The organism is Candidatus Steffania adelgidicola (assembly GCF_020541225.1).
GTDB classification, from domain to species: Bacteria; Pseudomonadota; Gammaproteobacteria; order Enterobacterales; family Enterobacteriaceae; genus Steffania; species Steffania adelgidicola.
This window is the reverse complement of the sequence record NZ_CP045889.1, coordinates 1,176,996-1,198,076: the sequence shown is the minus strand read 5'-3', so window position 1 is coordinate 1,198,076 and position 21,081 is coordinate 1,176,996. Positions and strand designations below refer to the sequence as shown.

Annotated in this window: 13 protein-coding genes; 3 read left to right on the top strand and 10 right to left on the bottom strand. The window is 40.8% G+C overall.

What is annotated here, in order from left to right:
- Positions 1-483: 483 nt before the first annotated feature.
- The 4 genes from lpdA to GFK82_RS03370 form a co-directional block, all read right to left on the bottom strand.
- On the bottom strand, positions 484-1,911 hold the full coding sequence (gene lpdA, locus GFK82_RS03385; protein WP_226811300.1) for a dihydrolipoyl dehydrogenase: 1,428 nt from the start codon (positions 1,909-1,911) through the stop codon (positions 484-486).
- 228 nt (positions 1,912-2,139) lie between these two features.
- Positions 2,140-3,795: a 2-oxo acid dehydrogenase subunit E2 gene (locus GFK82_RS03380; protein ID WP_226810683.1), complete on the bottom strand. Its 1,656-nt coding sequence runs from the start codon at positions 3,793-3,795 to the stop codon at positions 2,140-2,142.
- A 14-nt stretch (positions 3,796-3,809) separates the two neighbouring features.
- Positions 3,810-6,476 (bottom strand): pyruvate dehydrogenase (acetyl-transferring), homodimeric type, encoded by a 2,667-nt coding sequence (gene aceE, locus GFK82_RS03375; protein WP_226810671.1) that lies wholly within the window; start codon positions 6,474-6,476, stop codon positions 3,810-3,812.
- Between the two features lie 304 nt (positions 6,477-6,780).
- A complete protein-coding gene (locus tag GFK82_RS03370) occupies positions 6,781-7,059 on the bottom strand; it encodes a hypothetical protein (protein WP_226810670.1) in 279 nt (92 codons plus the stop codon).
- A 3,117-nt stretch (positions 7,060-10,176) separates the two neighbouring features.
- Between GFK82_RS03370 and coaE the strand changes: the two genes are divergently transcribed.
- Positions 10,177-10,803, top strand: coding sequence for a dephospho-CoA kinase (coaE, locus tag GFK82_RS03365; RefSeq protein WP_226810668.1), 627 nt, complete (start codon positions 10,177-10,179; stop codon positions 10,801-10,803).
- Entirely contained in the window at positions 10,800-11,555 is a 756-nt protein-coding gene (gene zapD, locus GFK82_RS03360) for a cell division protein ZapD (RefSeq protein ID WP_226810666.1), read from the top strand. The genes coaE and zapD overlap by 4 nt, the downstream gene beginning before the upstream one ends.
- 332 nt (positions 11,556-11,887) lie before the next feature.
- Here zapD and GFK82_RS04120 read toward each other — a convergent pair whose 3' ends face one another.
- The 3 genes from GFK82_RS04120 to secA form a co-directional block, all read right to left on the bottom strand.
- Positions 11,888-12,148, bottom strand: a complete 261-nt coding sequence (locus GFK82_RS04120; protein ID WP_226810664.1) for an NUDIX hydrolase — start codon at positions 12,146-12,148, stop codon at positions 11,888-11,890.
- Positions 12,141-12,314 (bottom strand): NUDIX hydrolase, encoded by a 174-nt coding sequence (locus GFK82_RS03350; protein WP_226810663.1) that lies wholly within the window; start codon positions 12,312-12,314, stop codon positions 12,141-12,143. The genes GFK82_RS04120 and GFK82_RS03350 overlap by 8 nt, the downstream gene beginning before the upstream one ends.
- 738 nt (positions 12,315-13,052) lie before the next feature.
- On the bottom strand, positions 13,053-15,767 hold the full coding sequence (secA, locus tag GFK82_RS03345; RefSeq protein WP_226810662.1) for a preprotein translocase subunit SecA: 2,715 nt from the start codon (positions 15,765-15,767) through the stop codon (positions 13,053-13,055).
- Between the two features lie 602 nt (positions 15,768-16,369).
- On the opposite strand from secA, the gene GFK82_RS03340 reads away from it, so the two are divergent.
- A complete protein-coding gene (locus tag GFK82_RS03340) occupies positions 16,370-16,885 on the top strand; it encodes a DUF721 domain-containing protein (RefSeq protein WP_226810654.1) in 516 nt (171 codons plus the stop codon).
- A 90-nt stretch (positions 16,886-16,975) separates the two neighbouring features.
- Here GFK82_RS03340 and lpxC read toward each other — a convergent pair whose 3' ends face one another.
- The 3 genes from lpxC to ftsA form a co-directional block, all read right to left on the bottom strand.
- On the bottom strand, positions 16,976-17,893 hold the full coding sequence (gene lpxC / locus GFK82_RS03335) for a UDP-3-O-acyl-N-acetylglucosamine deacetylase (RefSeq protein WP_226810651.1): 918 nt from the start codon (positions 17,891-17,893) through the stop codon (positions 16,976-16,978).
- A 99-nt stretch (positions 17,894-17,992) separates the two neighbouring features.
- On the bottom strand, positions 17,993-19,153 hold the full coding sequence (gene ftsZ / locus GFK82_RS03330; protein WP_226810649.1) for a cell division protein FtsZ: 1,161 nt from the start codon (positions 19,151-19,153) through the stop codon (positions 17,993-17,995).
- 72 nt (positions 19,154-19,225) lie between these two features.
- On the bottom strand, positions 19,226-20,482 hold the full coding sequence (gene ftsA / locus GFK82_RS03325; RefSeq protein WP_226810647.1) for a cell division protein FtsA: 1,257 nt from the start codon (positions 20,480-20,482) through the stop codon (positions 19,226-19,228).
- Positions 20,483-21,081: the final 599 nt, after the last annotated feature.

Genomic DNA, 21,081 nt, shown 5'->3' with positions numbered 1-21,081 from the left:
TAAATATTATATAAACTATAAAGTTTATAGTTAGACATGCTGAACATCAAGAAAGTAAAAAACGGAAGCATTATGGTTTCTTGGTGGTGTTTTTTTTTCTAAGGAAAGCTGAGATAAAAATAACACTCAGATTGTTTAATACGGCGAGATAGCTATATATTGTTCAATAATATTTTATCTATAATATTGAATCATGATCACAGATTTTTTATACGTCAGGTAGTCCTATATAGACTTGTTATGTATATATATTCTATATATCAAAAATATTTTTGATATAGTCACGATTCTTCAAAGTAAAATCGATTTCGTTTAATATCAAGGATCATTTTACATTACATGATACCGTTTGTTTCTATTAGAAATGTTTTTTCTAAAATAGAATATATTCTAAAATTTTAGAAGAGATGGCAGGGATAAAGGCTATACGCCATGATATAAAAAGGCGCCAAAAGGCGCTTTTTACCCCAGGATGAAAGAAAGTTATTGCTTTTTCTTGGCTTTTCTATTAGGTATGTCAGTAATAGCGCCTGTGTAAACTTCTGCCGCCAGGCCAACTGATTCATACAGGGTCGGGTGTGCATGGATACTCAGTGCGATATCTTCCGCATCACAGCCCATTTCAATCGCTAAGCCGATTTCACCTAAAAGCTCGCCGCCATTTGCGCCAATTATTGCACCGCCAATCACTCGATGGTTTTCTTTATCGAAAATGAGTTTTGTCATTCCATCTGGATAGTCGGATGCAATTGCACGACCGGATGCTCTCCATGGAAACGTAGAAACTTCATAGCTAATGCCTTTTGCTATTGCTTCTTTTTCTGTTACACCGATCCATGCTACTTCTGGATTGGTGTAGGCGATAGACGGAATCACTTTTGGATCAAAATAGTGTTTCTTACCAGCAATAACTTCAGCAGCTACATGTCCTTCGTGGATGCCTTTATGTGCTACCATTGGTTGACCGATGATATCACCAATAGCATAGATGTGCGGTACATTAGTGCGCATTTGTTTATCGACGTGTATAAAGCCACGATCATTCACTGTGACTCCAGCCTGGCTAGCATTTAGTAACTTGCCGTTTGGCATACGACCAATCGCCACTAGTACGGCGTCATAATATTGCGTCTCTACTGGTGCGTTTTTTCCATTCATGGTGACATGAATGCCGTTTTGTTGTGGTTCTATTGAGATAACTTTCGTTTCTAGCATCAGATTAAAATGGCAACTAATATGTTTGGTAAAGATTTTTATTACGTCCTTATCTGCTGATGGAATGACCTGATCAAACATTTCTACCACATCGATTACTGATCCCAAAGCATGATAAATAGTAGCCATTTCCAACCCGATAATACCCCCGCCTATGATTAGCAGTCGCTTTGGTATTGAGCTCAGGGCAAGAGCATCACTTGAGTTCCATAAGCGAGGATCGTCCTGAGGAATAAACGGTGGTAAAATTGAGTGTGAACCTGCTGCGATGATAGCATTTTGGAAGGTGATGTTGGTAATACCATTGCTTCCTTCCACTTGGAGGGTGTTGCTACCAGTAAATTTACCAGAACCATGTAGCACCTGGACTTGCCGTGCTGTAGCCATATCTACTAGACCGTTCGTCAGTTGTTTGACTACTTTTTCTTTCCAGGTTCGGATTTTATCAATATTAATTGTTGGGTCGTTGAAGACGACCCCATTTTTACTCATTGCCTTAGTTTCTTCAATCACTTTGGCAAGGTGTAATAAAGCTTTCGAAGGGATACACCCTACATTTAGACAGACCCCTCCTAGAGTGGGGTAGCGTTCTACTATAACGGTCTCTAAACCCAAATCTGCGCAGCGGAATGCTGCGGAATAACCACTCGGCCCTCCCCCCAGCAGCAGAACCTGGGTCTTTATTTCAGTGCTCATCATGACCTCTTAGTTATTTATCCGGCGGGTCAGACGTCTATTTTATTACGTATATTCAGTATAATATACACTCTCCACCCTCCACCGGGGATGTTTAAACCCCGAACATTATACATGAATGTTAATGGACTGTAAAGTATGATATGATGTCGTATATGTATTACGACCACTGAGTGGAAATACTGCAGTCCGATAATATGTTGTAAAAAAGCAGAAAAGATTTGGGCATTATATTAGCAATCGGCGGATGTCTGATATCATGCTATTGATACAGTTAATAAAGCGTGCACCGTCAGCGCCATCGATAACTCGGTGGTTATAGGATAGCGAGAGGGGTAGCATTAGTCGTGGTGTGAATTCTTTACCATCCCACACCGGTTTCATCGATGATTTAGATACTCCAAGTATCGCTACTTCTGGGGCCTTGACGATAGGCGTGAATGCCGCTCCTCCAATTCCCCCTAGGCTAGAAATAGTAAAGCAGCCACCTTGCATATCTAAGGTGGTGAGCTTGCCTTCACGGGCTTTTTTTGAGGTCTCCGCTAGTTCGCGAGAGAGTTCCATGATACCTTTCTTATTTATATGGCGAAAGACCGGTACTACTAAACCATGAGAAGTGTCTACAGCTATCCCGATATTAATATATTTTTTTAACGTTACTTTAAGAGTATCTGGAGATAGTGAGCTGTTAAAGAGTGGCCACTCTTCCAGTGCTTTGGCGACCGCCTTCATAATAAATACTAGCGGGGTTATTTTTACCCCTAGCTTTTTTTTCTCCGATACAGTGTTTTGCTGTATACGGAATCTTTCCATGTCAGTGATATCTACTTCATCGAATTGAGTTACATGAGGAATCATGATCCAATTTCGGTGAAGATTGGCGCCGGAAATCTTTTGAATTCGCTTCAGCTCCACTACTTCAGTGTCGCCAAATATGCTGAAATCCACTGTCGGAGATGTTGGAAATTCCAGATTCATACTACCACCTCCAGCTGATGTGTTTTCGGCATACTGGATTATTTCTTGAATATAATCCTGGATATCTTTTTGGAGAATACGGCCTTTACGTCCAGTTCCTTTTACCTTTGTTAGGTTGATTCCAAATTCTCTTGCTAGCCGTCGGATAATGGGACTAGCATGTACATAGGCATCATTTTCGGCAAATTCATATTTAGTTTCAGGTGGCGAGACGCTGGTATCAGAGATAATCTTAATTTTTTTGAGGGTACCTATTAACGTCGATGGCACTGCTATCGCACCTGTCTCACTTTCTAGGTTCACTAGGGAGTGTGCGGTACAAATTTTATCGCCTACCTTAATCATAATCTTAGTAACTTCTATTTCGGTGTCAGAAGCATCCAGTATGTTCATCGCTTTATTACTAATTCTGGAATTTAGCGAGGTTGTGTCGTTAGAGGTAACCTCCACTACCATGATCAGTGAGTCTTCACTTGTTTTTTCGCTAGTACTAAGCATCGTTGGGGAACGGGAGGGGATCATATCTTCCTCGATAGTAAGAAAGGACTGATCGGTTTTAATTTCATCATCTACCTTTACTAAAACCTCAGCGAGGTTCATTGATTCCTCTTTTATATTAGAGAGTTGATTTTTTATCTCTGGTTCTTTACTAGCAGTATTTTCAGCAATACTTTCTAATTCATCAAAGGTCATAATCAGTTTACCGGTGGTAACTTGATCACCTACCATCACTTTGATCTCTTTTACCTTTCCTTCCTGTGGTGAGGGAATTTCCATAGATGCTTTGTCCCCTTCCACGGTAATCAGTGATTGCTCTGTTTTCACCAGATCACCTACTTTAACCAAGATTTCCGTGACTTCTAGGGCATCTAGACCGATATCTGGTATATTGATGTTAATAGCCATGATTTACTCTACCTTTATGCTAACCGGGGGTTAACTTTATCGGAATGAATACCGAATTTACGGATGGCCTCAGTCACCAGATCGGTACTGATATCACCACGTTTAGCTAATATACCCAGCGCTGCAAGCACTACATAACTAGCATCCACTTCAAAGTGATAACGCAGGTTTTCACGACTATCGGAACGCCCGAAACCGTCAGTACCTAAAACCTGGTATTCATTAGCCGGAATGAAGTTGCGGATTTGCTCAGCAAATAGCTTCATATAATCCGTTGATGCTACTGTTGGTGCATCGTTAAGAATACTGGTTATATAAGGCACGTGCGGCTTTTGAGTTGGATGTAGCATATTCCAGCGTTCACAATCTTGACCATTTCGCGCAAGTTCGGTAAACGAGGTGACACTATAGACATCCGAACTTACCTTATATTCTGTTGATAAAATTTGCGCTGCATCACGGACATGACGCAGAATTGCGCCAGAACCCATAAGTTGTACTTTGCCTTTATTGCCTTTTAGTGTTTCTAACTTGTAAATTCCTCTTCGAATACCTGCTTCAGCCCCATTTGGGATAGCTGGCATAGCATAGTTCTCGTTTAGTGTTGTCAGATAGTAGTAAATATTTTCTGGTTTATCACCGTACATCCGAATCAGCCCATCGTGCATGATGATGGCGACCTCATAAGCATAAGCAGGATCGTAGGAAATGCAGTTCGGGATAGTCAGTGATTGGAGATGGCTATGACCGTCTGCATGCTGCAAGCCTTCGCCGTTTAAGGTAGTACGACCCGAGGTACCTCCAATTAAAAAACCTCGCGCCTGCTGGTCACCTGCTGCCCAGCATAGATCACCGATACGTTGGAAACCAAATATTGAGTAATAGATGTAGAATGGAATCATCGGAAAATCATTAGTACTATAAGAGGTGGCTGCTGCCAACCAAGAAGATGCTGCTCCAAGCTCATTAATCCCTTCTTGTAAGATCTGCCCTTTCTCGTCTTCGCGATAGTAAGCTATTTGCTCCTGATCTTGAGGTGTGTACTGTTGACCGTTTGAGCTATAGATACCTATCTGACGAAATAAGCCTTCCATGCCAAAGGTACGAGCTTCATCGGCGATAATTGGGACTAGTCGATCTTTGATCGACTTATTTTTTAGCATAACGCTTAGTACACGTACAAAGGCGATAGTAGTCGAGATCTCTTTCTTTTGCTCTTCTAGAAGTGAGGCGAAGTCATTAAGGGTGGGTAACTCCAGCGCCTTACTGAAGTCTTTCAGTCGGCTTGGCAGATAACCATATAGAGCTTTTCGCCGCTGATGAAGATAGGCATACTCTTCAGAGTCTTCATTAAAGGTGATATAAGGCAGTGACGCGATCTTTTCATCGCTAATCATGTTTAAATTAAAACGATCCCGAAAGTAACGTATTCCTTCGGTATTCATTTTTTTTACTTGATGTGCGATATTCATGCCTTCTGCGGTTATACCCATCCCGTAGCCTTTAATCGTGTGAGCAAGGATTACCACGGGTTTCCCGGTGGTGATCTTTGCTTTATGTAGGGCAGCGTAGATTTTCTTGGGGTCATGGCCACCACGATTTAGGGCCCAAATATCTTCATCGCTCATCTCTTTTACCAGTGCCGCGGTTTCTGGATATTTCCCAAAGAAATGTTTGCGAACATAGGCCCCATTCTTCGATTTAAAAGTTTGGTAGTCGCCATCAAGAGTTTCATTCATCAGTTGTACCAGTTTTCCGGAGGTGTCTTTACGAAGCTGATCATCCCATTGGCTACCCCAGATTACTTTAATCACTTCCCAGCCCGCACCTTCAAAGACCCCCTCCAATTCATGGATAATTTTTCCATTACCTGTTACGGGACCATCAAGACGCTGGAGATTGCAATTAATGATGAAGACTAGATTGTCTAGTTTTTCGCGCGTTGCAATAGTGATTGCACCCTTAGATTCTGGTTCGTCCATTTCACCGTCACCTAGGAAGGCATAAACAGTTTGATGAGTTGTATCTTTCAACGCTCGGTGGTGTAGATATTTGAGGAATTTAGCTTGATAAATAGCGCTAATTGGGCCGAGGCCCATGGATACTGTTGGGAATTGCCAGAAGTCAGGCATTAGCTTCGGATGTGGATAAGACGAAAGGCCTTTACCATGAACTTCCTGACGGAAGTTGTTCATCTGTTCTTCAGTTAGACGGCCTTCAAGAAAGGCACGAGCATAGACACCAGGAGCAATGTGACCTTGGAAATAAACCAGATCGCCGCCGTCTTTATCGTTTCGTGCGCGAAAAAAATGGTTAAAGCAAACCTCATAAATGGTGGCGGAAGATTGGAATGAGGCTATGTGGCCGCCCAGTTCTAAATTTTTCTTTGACGCATGCAGTACGATCATCATGGCATTCCAGCGAATAGCTGAACGGATACGGCGTTCTAGTTCTAAGTCGCCAGGATATTTAGGTTCCTCCTCAATTGGAATGGTATTGATATAATTATCTAGAGGGCCAGCATGCGCGATGCTTACTCCACCTTTTTTCGCTTGTTTTAGTACCTGTTGAATTAGAAATTTCGCGCGTTCAATACCTTCTTCACGGATAACCGATTCGATCGCCTGAAGCCAGTCTCGTGTTTCGATCGGATCCACGTCATTGTATAAACATTTTGACATGTTGCTATTCCTTATCTACCTTAATATTTGTTTAGTTCCAGTCTATTTTCTTTTGCTTTGGCTCTAAAAGTATATAAATAACAGGTTAATGCCTGTTTAGTCACCAACGCCATCATTTCTCAGCGATTAATTCTGATGTGTCTGGAGACGTCGGAGTGATCGTACATACCGGGTGTATGTTCGGTTTAGAACTAGTAAAACTTCCTCAATGAATGCTAGATAGCGCTATAATGTTTCATTAGCTTTTCCGGTTTGCATTCGACTATAGCTGCGAAGATTTTGGCGCAGTGTGTACTTACTTGCGTTAGCATTTCTCGGCGCGAGTCAAACGATTTAAAATTTTAACGTATATATTTTCCAGCATTGAAGCCATATAGTGTAGTAGATACAATAAAATAGCATTGTGTGTAGTGTCTGTGATGGCGATTTGATCATGCATGAAGGCGCTGGTCTCCGCGTCTAGATTGCTGCTGTCCTGCGCCGCTTGCGTTTCCTGATGGAATTGATGAATTTTCGCAAAATCCTTTTCAGTATCGCATAGTACTGTATAATAGGCAGAAATACCTTCGAGGGTGTGCTGCATTTGTATAAATTATACTTGAGATTCAAGATGTTCCGATAGAAATTCAGTTAAAAGTTTCGCTGAAACCCTACCATGTTTTTTTTGCACACATATCCAATAACCCTGTTGAGTAATAAGGGGGGAAATATTAACCTAGTTTAAGAGAGCACACTTGGGAGGCATTTTTTTACCAGAACGTAGCGTATCTTCTCGCATTAAATATTTTCACTGTTTTTATTATATTCTATTCGAAAATCTTGGTTTCTGAATCTTAGTATAGAACAGATCTAATCTAATTCGTGGATTTCGAAGCAGTCAATTAGTAATATCAATTATATTGAGTCGAAATTAAAAATAACAAGGTATTTATCTTCTATCTATCATAACTTTGAGGCCAATGATTAAAATAGGTGCATTTTTATGAAAATCATATATATTTTACATTATGTTCATTGAACATAATGTCATGTTTTCGGGGTAAAACTGTCATTTTTCTGCCGTTTCGCTAGAATGGTATCATCCGAGTTCAGCTATTTTCATAGAAAGATGCTTAATTATAAATATAATCAAGAGTAAAAAAATCCTTTAGAAGATTGACTATTGAAGTTCAGGTAAATGACAAGTTTCTCTTTGTTTTGTCTATGTATGTTGGCATAGGTTGAGAACCTGATTGTAATTTTAACCTTAGGTTAAAAGACACCGGCGTTGTATTGTGAAATTACTCTCCTTTTTTAGTTTTTTTAGAGTGTAATGAACGGCGGCTTTGCCGACAGTCATATAAATCAGTATTACTATTGAAGTACTAGATTAAAACTATTCGTAGATCGTTGCATTAATTGATGGTTTTAACAGTGCCACTGTAACCCACTAAGATAGAATGGTATTCCTCAGGAATAAGGAATATGCAGTTCTTACTATATATGTCAAACATGTTAATTTTTTATTCGGAAGACCATTTTCAATCCTAACAAGACTATTGTTTAGCAACAGGTATTAGCTTTGAATATCCATTCACTCCTCACTTGGGTAAGATTGGTTGCAGAAATAGTATTATTATACTCCCGATAGAAAAAACCCATCATTGATTTTGATCTTTATAAGAATCATAGTGTATCGAAAACGGGGCTAGAAATATTTTTCTATCCTTCATCCTTTTATTCTTCTATCCCGCATCCTCCTATCGTTAGGGGGATGCGGGTTTTTTTATGGAATCACTATAAGTCTTACGGATATATTGTAAAAACATTCTAAATCTGTAATGTTAGAATATTTTCTATTTTTTATAATCTGAATTAGATTTGTATGTTTTCTATCTAATTTAAAAGGTTTTTTATAAATGTTCTCTTCTTCAAAAAAGAATAAAATTATTTCTTGAAAAATCGAAAAGAATTCGCTCTGTTCTTCGTAGAACAGATCTAGATATTATCCTAGGTGTTACCCATTCGACAGAATGGGGTTTTCGGAGTGGGTAGTGGATGATTGTGGCGCTATTGAATTCACTTAAAGCCATATAGATAACAAGTGAATACGGAGTGGTTTTTCGGTTTCTTAGATTCTCGGTCTTTTTTTGTTTTGATATATATTATATCCAAGATAGATTTAATTGATTGCATAAATCATGTAAAATACATGGGGTTGATTATCTATATCCATGCGTTAATTATTTGTAAATGACTATGTGTAAGGATGTTGAAGAGAAAAAGTATATTCTTTATTTTTTCTGTAAGAGAAACCATCACTTGTTTGATAAGCTAGATATTACTGGAGACGTCTATACGGAATAGATGAGTTTATCTGAAACAGAGCAGACGGCACCAAAGTTGCCGCATGAAATATTTAACAGACAAGAGCTCAATTATCTGTATATAGATCTAAAGTGTAGCTACTTGATGTGCGATTAATCACAGCTTCTAAACTAAGAAGGGGGGCGTATATTAAGATAAATATCTTTTTGATTTTTTCTTGTTTTTAATTGGCTTTAAATCTGTCGAATATATTAGAAATATACTTTATCTGATAATTATCATTATCAGTAGATTTTTGAATATTTTGTCTTTTTGTAGGAGATAAAATGTTTTGTCACTAATAATATTTCTATATTAGAAGTGCTAAATAAGAATTGATATAACATGTCTCTTATGAGAAGAGAAGACCAAAGATTCTTGCATTACTGTAAAGATAATGAGTTTTGGGTGATAAAACTATTTCAAATGGGTAAGAGAGTTATTTTAGAGAAAGACAGTCCTAATCGTATTGCTCACGCAATACGCGAGGTTTATAAAAAGAGGTTTTTTATTATCTATTGATGCTGGTAAGCATCTATGGAATTTAGCAATACGATTCTTTGTCAAAAGTGGTGGGATGGGTATTAACTAAACTAGTTTCTAGATATTTTCTGGATCTGGAATTAACTAAGAAGAAAAAACAGATCTTTTTTTATGTTCTAAGAACTCTGTTCTAGTCTAGATATTTTAATGAGCATTACATATTTTAGCTATAGAGTTTCTAAACATGTTAGAGGAAAACTTGTTCAGGTAATCTTTCTCAATTTAGGGTAAATGGTATGATGAGTATGAATCTGTTTGTATCATTTTAAAATCGTAACAGTTGAACCTTCTCGTACGATCTTAACCAAGTACTCCTTATGACTATATATCGAGTAGTAATCGACAATTAGGATAAGGAATCAAGCGGTTTTTAACCGGTAAAAAGATAATTTTATAAGGAGGCGTGATTTTAACTATTTCACTATATAATAAAATTTTTGAGTGATTGAAGGGCTGTCAGGAGGAGATCTTGAAAATCTACATTTCTATTTTAATGAATTAGTTAAAGTTATACGATGTAAACATATGTCATTCGACAATCTGGAATTGTCGCGATCAGTTTTACATACTAAAACACCGTTGTGATCCAGGGAAAATAAATAAAGAGTTAAATCTGAATCTTTAAAAAAAATCGTATCGAATAAGTAATTCGATAGCAACCATATGTTTTTATATAATCCTCTATTTATATAGGAAGTTTTGTAAATAGGATTACAGTTAAGGCAAGACTGTAAAATCTAGCCAAGCTACTCTATAATTTTGGATATTTACATTGAGGTAAGGGGAAGATTTTTAGGGTGAGACAGTTAACGTGACGTATAAGATAGTTGCCCTGACTGGCGGTATTGGCAGTGGCAAAAGTACGGTAGCCAACGCCTTTAGTATTCTTGGCGTACCCTTGGTAGACTCTGATATGATTGCGCGTCAGTTGCTCCAGATAGATAAAGCAGCCTTACGGGCTATCACTCAATATTTTGGATCTGCTGTGTTAAATCCGGATGGATCGCTATATCGTGCTGCTCTGAGAGAGCGAATTTTTAGAAATAAGGAAGAGAAAATCTGGCTTAATAATTTTCTGCATCCTCTTATTCAAGAGCAAACGAAACAACAATTTAATATTATTCAGGCGCCGTATATCCTTTGGGTGGTTCCACTTCTTTTTGAAAATAACTTACAGAAGTATGCTAATCGAGTGTTAGTAGTGGATGTTGATCGTGAGATCCAAATTACACGTACGCTACGCCGGGATAGCGTTAGCCGTGAGCAATTGGAAAGCATTATTCAGACGCAGGTATCGCGTCAGATACGTCTGGCCTACGCAGACGACATTATTGATAATAGCGGGCGTCCTGAGGAGATAATGGAACGTGTTGCTAGGTTGCATCGATGCTATCTTGCGCGTGCTGCGTTAGTAACTCCACAGGATAAATCACCATGAGTGATGTTTACGCGACAACTGTGTTGTTTGAATACCCCTTAAATGAAAAGATACGTATCTGGTTGCGCTTAGAGTTTCTTTTACAGCAGCTCTATCGACACCAAATATTAAGCAAGATTACGAATGCTTTAATGTTTTTTCGTACATTATCAGATCTTCGAGATATCCTAGAACGCGGCGATATCCGCAGTGAAATGCTCAAAGAGCTGGATCGTCAGCAACAAAAATTATTGTTATGGGAAGGCGTTCCAGGTGTGGATGGCGAACGTATTAGCACCTTGTGTTGCGAATTTAAACGCTGTGCTACAACGTTGATGGCCGCCCCTCGCTTAGGGCAAGTTTTACGTGAGGATCGCTTAATCGGTGCCGTCCGACAGCGCCTATCCATACCCGGTAGTGGCTGTAGTTTCGATCTTCCAGCGCTGCATAGTTGGCTCCATTTGCCATCGCAACAGCGGGATGCACAGGTAGAAACCTGGTTACAAACGCTAGATCCTCTGAATTCAGCGTTAAACCGAATTCTTGATATTATGCGTCATTCCGAACCGTTTAGGAATAAAATGAGTTTAAATGGCTTTTATCAGGATAATGCTGAGGATGGTGATTTACTGCGACTTCGGATCCCGGTTGAGCCTCAACTGTATCCGCAGGTTTCTGGTCATAAAACTCGTTATGCTATCCGTTTTTTATCTTTAGATAGCGAAAACGGTGTGGTGCCTAACCGCTTGGCGTTTGAATTGGCCTGTTGTTAGGAGAACGGGAGGATGAAAAAATATTGAGACTGTCCTCTGTCCTATCTGAGGAAAAAGAGTTGCATGGATTGGGAAAAGCTTCTTTCGACCTTTTGTAGTAAATAGTACTAATTAATTGATTTTATAGAGTAGACTTTAGAAGAAAAGCGTATCTTAATTGATGTGGATAGTGCGAATAGTAATAAGTGGAACCATGAAATTTCAAAGTACAGAGAGTGCCTGAAGAGGATAGGTAGATCACCAATCAACTGGTTATGAATTCAGGGTCTTCTCTATCAAATCATGAAGCACATGGTAGCGGTTTTTATCTGCCATCATTGATATATCAAAAATCAAACGGGTGAGATCAATACGATACTCCCTCTATTTTTATACAGGTCGTAAATAATTCTGCTATTAATTGGAGGGAACTTTTCAGCGAACAACGCGTGCTCTGGTGTCCAGAGCACGCGTTGTTCCTCATTAGCGCAGGGCGTGCCGGACCACTGCTCTACAATAAAGAAATACAATACCATTTTTTGTGCATCAAAGTGCTGCTGGGTAATTGAAAATAGCTTAGAATGTTTAACGTTAATGCTTGTCTCTTCATGCAATTCGCGGTAAAGAGCCTGTACTGGGTGGGGTCTCCCGGGGTTTTATCTTGCCACTTGGAAACTCCCAACCCCCCCCTCCCATGGGGATCTTATCCGGATGACGTGCGATAAATATTTTCTGTTTTAGATTACGGATAATGCCTATCGCGATGATCTGTGTTGACATAGTTGTCAATGCTTCTTAAGGTATCACGCAAGCGTAATCCGAGATTATTAGATAATAAGTAAACTATTTTTAATAAATAGTCTGATTAAAAGTCGACTAGTACTGACCTAAGATAATGAAGTGACTTAATTTTGATGACAGTATCTAGATTGTGTACAGTCTCTATATCGTAACGATATATTCACCATTTGACTTTTAGTTGATGTTAAATTTATTTTAGGTTTTCTGAGTTTATCTATCGGATAAAAATGATATGCACCTTAGAAATATCCTACTAGTTCAGCCTAATAATAGGTATATTGAACTCCCTAACTTTCATCGGCGCTCAATCCGAATTCATAGATAAACCGCTTTCTTTTTCAGCGTGATTTATAACATCTTTATTATCATGTCAATCAGGTTGTCGTCAATATTAAGGGACTAATATTTTTTGTGAGTACATTGATTTCAGGTACTACTTATTAAATATCAGGGGTGTGGTAATTTTAATCTCAGTATTCGTTTCAAACGGCACGATTATAATGAAAATTCTATTTTTATAGCAGGAATAGTATTCACTAGACTATCGTCTCAACTAGGTACTCAGTAAAGTATTTATTGAAACATCAACTATTAAGTAAATTACTTCACCACAAATAGATTTGATAAAAATCATAAAAAGATATACTGATATCTGACACAAAGACAGTATCTTCAAGGTATATCGAGTAATTAAAGCAAGTCATGTTTCACAGTAGCTTACTGTAGTTTTCCGTGGCAGTGTTTAACTTTTTTTCCCGAACCGCAGGGACAGTAATCATGACGTCTTACTGAATGCTTTGCCTGCCTCGAGCCAGTGATCCCCCCTTGGAGGTACTCCTCTCTTGGGAGGATTATGGGTTCTAACTGATATTGTCTGGGTATGCATTGTACTTCCTTGCTTTCCTGAGGTTTTAGCATTACGACTCCTTCTTGCATACAAACCTGTGCTTTGCTAAGAGTGCTTAGCACTTCATATTTTAAAGATTCTAGCATGGCGCTGAACATTAAGAATGCTTCACGCTTGTATTCTTGTTTCGGGTCTTTTTGTGCATATCCACGTAGATGGATACCCTGACGCAGATAGTCCATTGCTGCTAAATGCTCTTTCCATAGAGAATCGAGTGTTTTTAGCATAATGTTTTTTTCGAAGTTGTGCATCAGCTCTCTAGTAACTTTCTCCTCCTTCTTCTGGTACTGAAGGATTGCCTGCTCTAGTACGCGTTGGCGTAGGGTTGTTTCCTTAAGGTTTGGTTCATGCGCTAGCCATTGACTAATAGGAACATCCAGTTCAAAGTCTTCCTTAAGACGTAGCTCTAACTCCGGGACTTCCCATATTTCTTCTAGCGAATCTGGTGGAATATGCTGATCAAGGAGTTTTTTTAACACATTTCTTCTTATATTTTCAATGGTATCGCTAATGTTCTCCACGTCAAGTAGTTCGTTGCGTTGAGTATAGATCGCGCGTCGCTGATCGTTAGCAACATCGTCATATTCTAGTAATTGCTTACGAATATCAAAGTTGCGGTTTTCGACTTTACGCTGGGCATTGGCAATGGCCTTAGTAACCCATGGGTGCTCGATGGATTCACCTGGCTGCATGCCTAGTTTCCGCATCATGCCAGAAACGCGATCTGAGGCGAAAATACGCATCAAGGCATCTTCCATTGACAGATAAAAACGGGATGAACCTGCATCGCCCTGCCTACCGGCACGTCCGCGTAGTTGATTATCAATGCGGCGTGCTTCATGACGTTCGGTACCAATAATATGCATCCCGCCAGCGGCGAGAACAGCTTCATGACGCACTTTCCAGGCATTCTTGATAGCGATAATCTTCTGTGCATCTGGTGATTTGAGAGCCTCGATTTCTGTTTTCCAACTTCCGCCCAAAATGATATCAGTGCCGCGTCCAGCCATGTTGGTCGCGATGGTCACTGCCCCAGCCTTCCCCGCCTGTGCAACGATCTCTGCCTCCATCGCATGGAATTTAGCGTTTAATACTTTATGTGGAATACATGCTTTCTTTAGCTCGGCAGAAATCAGTTCTGATTTTTCAATAGAAATAGTCCCCACCAACACTGGTTGATTGCGTTTTGTGCATGTTTTTATATCGTTGATGATCGCCTCGATTTTTTCTTTTTCCGTCATATAGATTAAATCGGGTAAATCTTTACGGATCATTGGACGATTTGTCGGGATTACGATTGTATCGAGTTTATAAATTGTCTTGAATTCAAACGCTTCAGTATCAGCGGTCCCAGTCATTCCGGCGAGTTTCTCATAGAGTCGAAAATAATTTTGAAAGGTAATGGATGCTAACGTCTGATTTTCGTTCTGAATTTCTACATTTTCTTTGGCTTCTATTGCTTGATGTAGGCCCTCGGACCAGCGGCGCCCTAGCATAGTGCGGCCAGTATGTTCATCAACAATGATTATCTCACTATCTTTAACAATATAGTCTACATCACGGGCAAAAAGTGTATGGGCACGCAGGGCGGCGGTTACATGATGCATCAGAATAATGTTTCCCGGTGAGTAGAGTGATTCCCCTTCTATTATAATGCCGCTCTTCATAAGAAGTTTTTCAATCAGAATCAGCCCTCGTTCGGTTAAGTGTACTTGGCGAGATTTTTCATCTACCGAAAAGTGCCCGTTCCCTTGGAAACCTTCCGAGTCTTCTTTATCCTGACGGATTAAGTGAGGGATTAATGTATCAATATGGCGATACATATCCGAGCTGTCTTCTGCTGGGCCAGAGATAATGAGCGGGGTTCTGGCTTCATCGATTAAAATAGAATCTACTTCATCTACTAATGCATAATATAATTGACGTTGCACGCGTTCTTCCGGACTGAACGCAATATTGTCACGAAGATAATCAAAACCGTACTCGTTATTAGTGCCGTAGGTGATATCAGCAGCATAGGCGGCACGTTTAGCGGGCGCTGTTAGTCCAGGCAGGTTGATCCCAACATTCAGTCCGAGGAACTCGAATAGAGGGCGATTATTCTCTGCATCACGTTGCGCAAGATAGTCATTGACTGTTACGACATGCACGCCCTTGCCAGCGAGGGCGTTTAGGTACGCCGGCAGAGTAGCGGTTAGGGTTTTACCTTCACCAGTAGGCATTTCAGCAATCCGACGATCGTTAAGTACTATGCCACCTATCAATTGCACATCAAAATGACGCATCCCAAAGACGCGTTTACTAGCTTCACGTACTACTGCAAAGGCTTCTGATAGAAGGCTATCGGCGCTTGTCCCTTGGGAAATTCGGTCGCGGAATTCAAGAGTTTTAGCCGCCAGTTCTTTGTCGCTTAGCGATTCTATTATGGGTTCGATCTGGTTGATAGCATCTACCGTCTTGCCTATGCAGCGTAGGATACGATCGTTACGACTGCCAAAAATTTTAGTAAGTAATTTTGCTAGCATAGTTAGTCACATCTCATCATGATCCCATCAATCGGCGGTCAAAAAAGGTCTTTTGGAAGCTTTACAGTTTTAGAGAGGCCGACACCACTCTATAGGCGATCCGGCACGTGTTTCCTAAAGCTGTGTTAGACTAATACTGATTCAATAGTTCATAAAGATGAACTGGCTCCTTTGAGGCGCCTAGCATGCCAGGCGCCGTACTGTGTTATAATGTAATCAGTCTAATCATGTAATCCGTTTGTTAATAATAATCCTAGACCACCTGCGAAGAAATTTTGGAGTTCAGGCCATAGAGAAATGATCGATAATTGTACTTATGGCACGCTGATACCCGTAATCGATAGAGTGGAGTAGATAATGTGGTATTCAATTGAGTCCCCCTCTGGTTAAAGGTAGCCTAAAAGTTACTCTCCCGACCAAGTGAGAGATACTGGTTCTCAAATTGATGGAGGATATCCTCTCATCCTGGCAATAATAACGACAGATTAAAACTAGGTGGTGTGCTCCTAACAGGAGATGCGCCTAGAAATTACAGTTGCTAAGCTATCGCCAAGGATTTAGAATTTTCATGATCTAAGAATGCATCATGCTGGAGTGTTAGTATGCGCGATAGTTTTCCTCATTTAATCGATAGTTTTCTCGACGATGCCGGTAGAGCAGGTCAAGTTGCTCTATCGCGGATTCAGCGACGTGCTCTCATGCTGATAAATCTTAATCGTGCAGTGAACTCGCAGCTTTCAGTATTGCTTCGTCCTTGGTGTCGTGTTGCCAACGTCCGTCAGGGTGTAATTGTAATGGAAACTGCGAATGCTAGCTGGAAGATGCGGTTATGCTATGAACAACCCCAATTATTATCCGCATTAAGAGTAAAGATTCTACCATCATTGTTATCTATCGACATCAGGATTAACCCAGGGTTGGCGAGAAAACAGGAATTAAACGTTCCACATAATGTTAGAGACCTCTACTGTTATCAGGATTTTAAAAAAAATCGGTGTTTAAGCTTAGAAAGTGCTGCGTACATTCGTGATGTAGCAGGGCGTTCTGAAGGGAAATTAAAAAAAATCCTGGAAAGACTAGCAAAACTGGCAGGAGAGAGTGGCCCCTCTGTCTGTTAAAGAACATAAATATCTAATGAATATTCAATCAGTCAAAAAACAAAAAATAGCGGCGTCGTGAAGCGTGATGTCATCACGCGCCGTTTACGCTCATGCTGTAACGCATGAAGGCGCCTGAAAAGCTAGTGGGAGTTCCGCTTCATTCTTAAAGGTTAGAAGTTCCCAGGCTTCTTGACGACTTAGCAAAGCTTGCAATAGTTGATTATTCATGGCATGACCAGACTTAAAGGCGCTAAAAGCGCCAATAATATTATAGCCGCACATAAATAAATCTCCGATAGCATCGAGCATTTTATGGCGGACACATTCATCTTTAAACCGAAGACCATCTTCATTCAGTACTCGATAGTCATCGAGTACGATAGCACAATCGAAGCTCCCGCCAAGAGCTAGGCCGTGGGATTGCAAATGCTCAATATCTCGCATAAAGCAAAAAGTGCGCGCACGGCTGATGTGTCTTATGAATGACTCAGACGAGAAATTCAGGAAATAATGTTGGGTACTTGCACTAACTACAGAACGTTTGAAATCAATGGTAAAATCAAGACTGAAACCATTATACGGTGCAAGCTCGGCCCATTTATCTCCATCTTCAACGCGGACTGTCTGTTTAAGGCGTAAAAATTTTTTAGCGCTATTAAGCTCTACAACGCCAGCATCTAGCAGCAGATAAACAAATGGGCTGGCGCTGCCATCCATGATTGGGATTTCAGGCGCATCTACTGTGATAATGATATTATCAATTCCTAAACCTGCTAGAGCTGCATTTAGGTGCTCAACAGTAGAAATCCGTACCCCATTCTTGTTTATTAAACAGGTGCAAAGTATGGTATCACGCACTAACCGAGCGGCGGCAAGAAAATCAACTGGTGGGTTCAAGTCAGTTCGGCGATAGATGATACCGGTATTTGCCGTTGCAGGGCATAGTGTTAGTGTGACCTTTCTCCCAGTATGTAATCCCACACCGGTAGCCTGAACAATACGCTTTAGTGTCCGCTGTTTGATCATCTGTTTTCTCGCAATATTCAACGGTACCGCTTATTTTTTCTTTATGAAAACGGACTGATGAGTGTAGCATAAAGAGGGATATTTCCCAAAATTCAGGGTTTAATCTGCCTGTTTACGCAGGAAAGCTGGAATGTCTAGATAGTCTGGTTCTTTACCCCTCTGATTATTTGCCTCATTGACTGCCTTTACCGCCGTTTTTGGGTCCGGATTGAGTGAAGAGATACCTGCAGGATGATCGCGGTAGCGGTTATCCATAATTGGTTGATTGTTCGGGTTATTGGTTACAAGGGTGATTTCTTGGCGTTTATCCATCCCAATACCGGTGGCTACAACAGTAACGCGCAGTTCATCGTTCATTTCGGGATCTAGGGAAGTACCAATTACCACTGTAGCATTATCAGAAGCGAATGCACGAATAGTATTGCCCACAGTTTCGAATTCATCTAAACGCAGATCGAAGCCGGCCGTGATATTGACTAGAACCCCGCGGGCACCGGAAAGATCGATATCTTCCAGTAACGGGCTAGAAATAGCCATTTCAGCGGCTTCTTCCGCGCGATCTTCTCCAGAAGAGGCACCAGAGCCCATCATGGCATAGCCCATTTCTGACATCACAGTACGTACGTCGGCGAAGTCGACATTCATTAGACCGGGACGGGTAATGAGTTCCGCGATACCCTGTACAGCACCTTTTAGCACATTGTTAGCGGCACCGAACGCGTCTAATAATGAAATGCCGCGACCGAGGACTTTTAGTAGTTTATCGTTTGGAATAGTGATCAACGAGTCGACATGTTTGGAGAGTTCCGAGATGCCCTGCTCAGCAAACGCCATTCGTTTTTTACCTTCGAAGTTAAAGGGTTTTGTAACTACAGCCACAGTTAGAATACCTAAATCTTTGGCGACTTCCGCAACAACTGGTGCAGCACCCGTTCCGGTCCCCCCCCCCATGCCGGCGGCAATAAATACCATGTCGGCACCTTCAAGTGCTACTCGCAGGGCTTCACGATCTTCTTCGGCGGAGTTTCGACCAACTTCGGGATTGGCGCCGGCTCCTAGTCCTTTAGTAATACCACTCCCGATCTGAATAGTTTGACCAACTGCTGTCTTACGTAATGCCTGCGCATCCGTATTGACTGCAAAGAAGTCCACTCCTTCAATTCGTTCACGTACCATATATTCGACAGCGTTACCACCACCGCCTCCAATACCAATAACTTTAATCACTGCATCATTGGTTAATTCCATAGGTTCAAACATAATTTTTCTCCGTTTTGTACCTGTCTCTTCGGAATCGTCTGGCGTTAGGGCCAGATGTAATCTTTAAAAACGCTAAAATTTTTTCCGTAACAATCTGCTACACTGCTTAAACCATGTGGTGATTGATGTTCGTTTTGCTATATTTACATCATTACTTAAATGTGACTCTTTACCGTAATGCAGCAATCCGACGGCGGTAGAACAATAAGGTTCTTCTGCATAATTTATTAGGCCGCTGATATTCAACGGCTGTCCGATGCGCACCTGAGTATGGAAGACCTGCTGCGCACATGCGACTAAACCGTCGATTTTTGTAGCGCCACCCGTTAATACAATGCCTGCAGCTAGATAGTGCTCTAGTCCCTGTGTTTGCAGTTGTTCCTGTAGGCGTAAAATTTCATCATTTACCAGATTGAACAGCTCGGTGTAACGCGGTTCGATTACCTCGGCAAGGGTCTGGCGCTGCAGACTGCGTGGCGGTCTTCCGCCCACACTCGGGACTTCTAGGCTTTCATTCCTACTCACTACTGATCCAAGTGCGCAGCCATGGCGGACTTTTATGACTTCAGCATCAGTTGGTGGTGTACTAAAGGCATAAGCAATGTCGCTAGTGACAACATTGCCGGCATAAGGAATCACCTTAGTGTGTCGAAGAGCCCCCGCAGTATACACCACGATATCCATCGTGCCGCCGCCAATATCTACGACACAGACACCGAGCTCGCGTTCATCTTCGGTCAACACTGCATAACTGGATGCCAAACCGGAAAAAATCAATTGGTTGACTTTCAGTCCGCACCGTTCAACTGCTTTTATAGTATTGTTTGCCATATCATTATGGCAGGTAATAAGGTGAACATTGGCCTGCATGCGCACTCCAGATAGACCAATGGGATTTTTAATTCCTTCTTGATAGTCAATTGAATAATCCTGCGGAATAACATGTAGAATTCGGTGTTCATCGCGTACGCGTACGGATTTCGCAGTATGTACTACAGATTCCAAGTCTGTTTGGGTGACTTCTTCGTTAGAAATTGGCACTATACCAATTTCATTCTGGCAGCTGATATGTTTTCCGGATAGAGCAAGATACACTGACGAGATATGACAGTTCGCCATTAGTTTTGCCTGATCGATGGTGTGCTGTGCACATTTTACCACTGATTCCAAATCATTGACGCCACCTTTGTCCATACCTCGCGACGGACAACTGCCAATGCCGATGATGTTTACTATGCCATCGGGTAGAATGTCTCCTACCAGGGCAACCACCTTGGCCGTGCCGATCTCCAGCCCCACTATTAATTTTCTTTCCGTCGCTTTAACCATTGTGCCTGTACCTGTGCCTATTACTGTTTTCAGGTTCGAGATTAGCTGTAACCTAATTGATTATTATGGCTGAGTGGTGTATCAAGTTCACTTAGTTTATACGTTTTTTAGCGTTATGCGTTGGTTAAACAAGAAGCGGATCAAGCTTAATAAAGCGCTGCTTTTAGTTAGTCGCTCTGTCTTTTCAGTTTAGGTAAAGCCGTATATTTTCCCATATTCTCAACTGCCACGATAAGTATTATCGGTGCGCTATATTATTTTGACACCTTGAAAGGAAACTTAGCGCTCTTTACTGCTTCATTCTATGATTTGAGGGATCCGCTAACATGTTTTATTTGGTATATTCTTGGTTATACAGTGTTGAATTAAGTTAGTTTTCTATCTGTTGACGCCATATTATAAATATGTTTATACTACTATTCCGTACATGTTTTTACTATTCTAGTAAAATCTAGGTATAGATTAAACGCGTTAAATTTAAATTCTTTCAACGACTGTAATACACATTACCTCACTTTATTAAGAAAGATACGCACAATTTTGATTCAAGAATATTGCGATCTTTCGTCGTATTATGTTTGTCGCTTGTCGCATTTTAC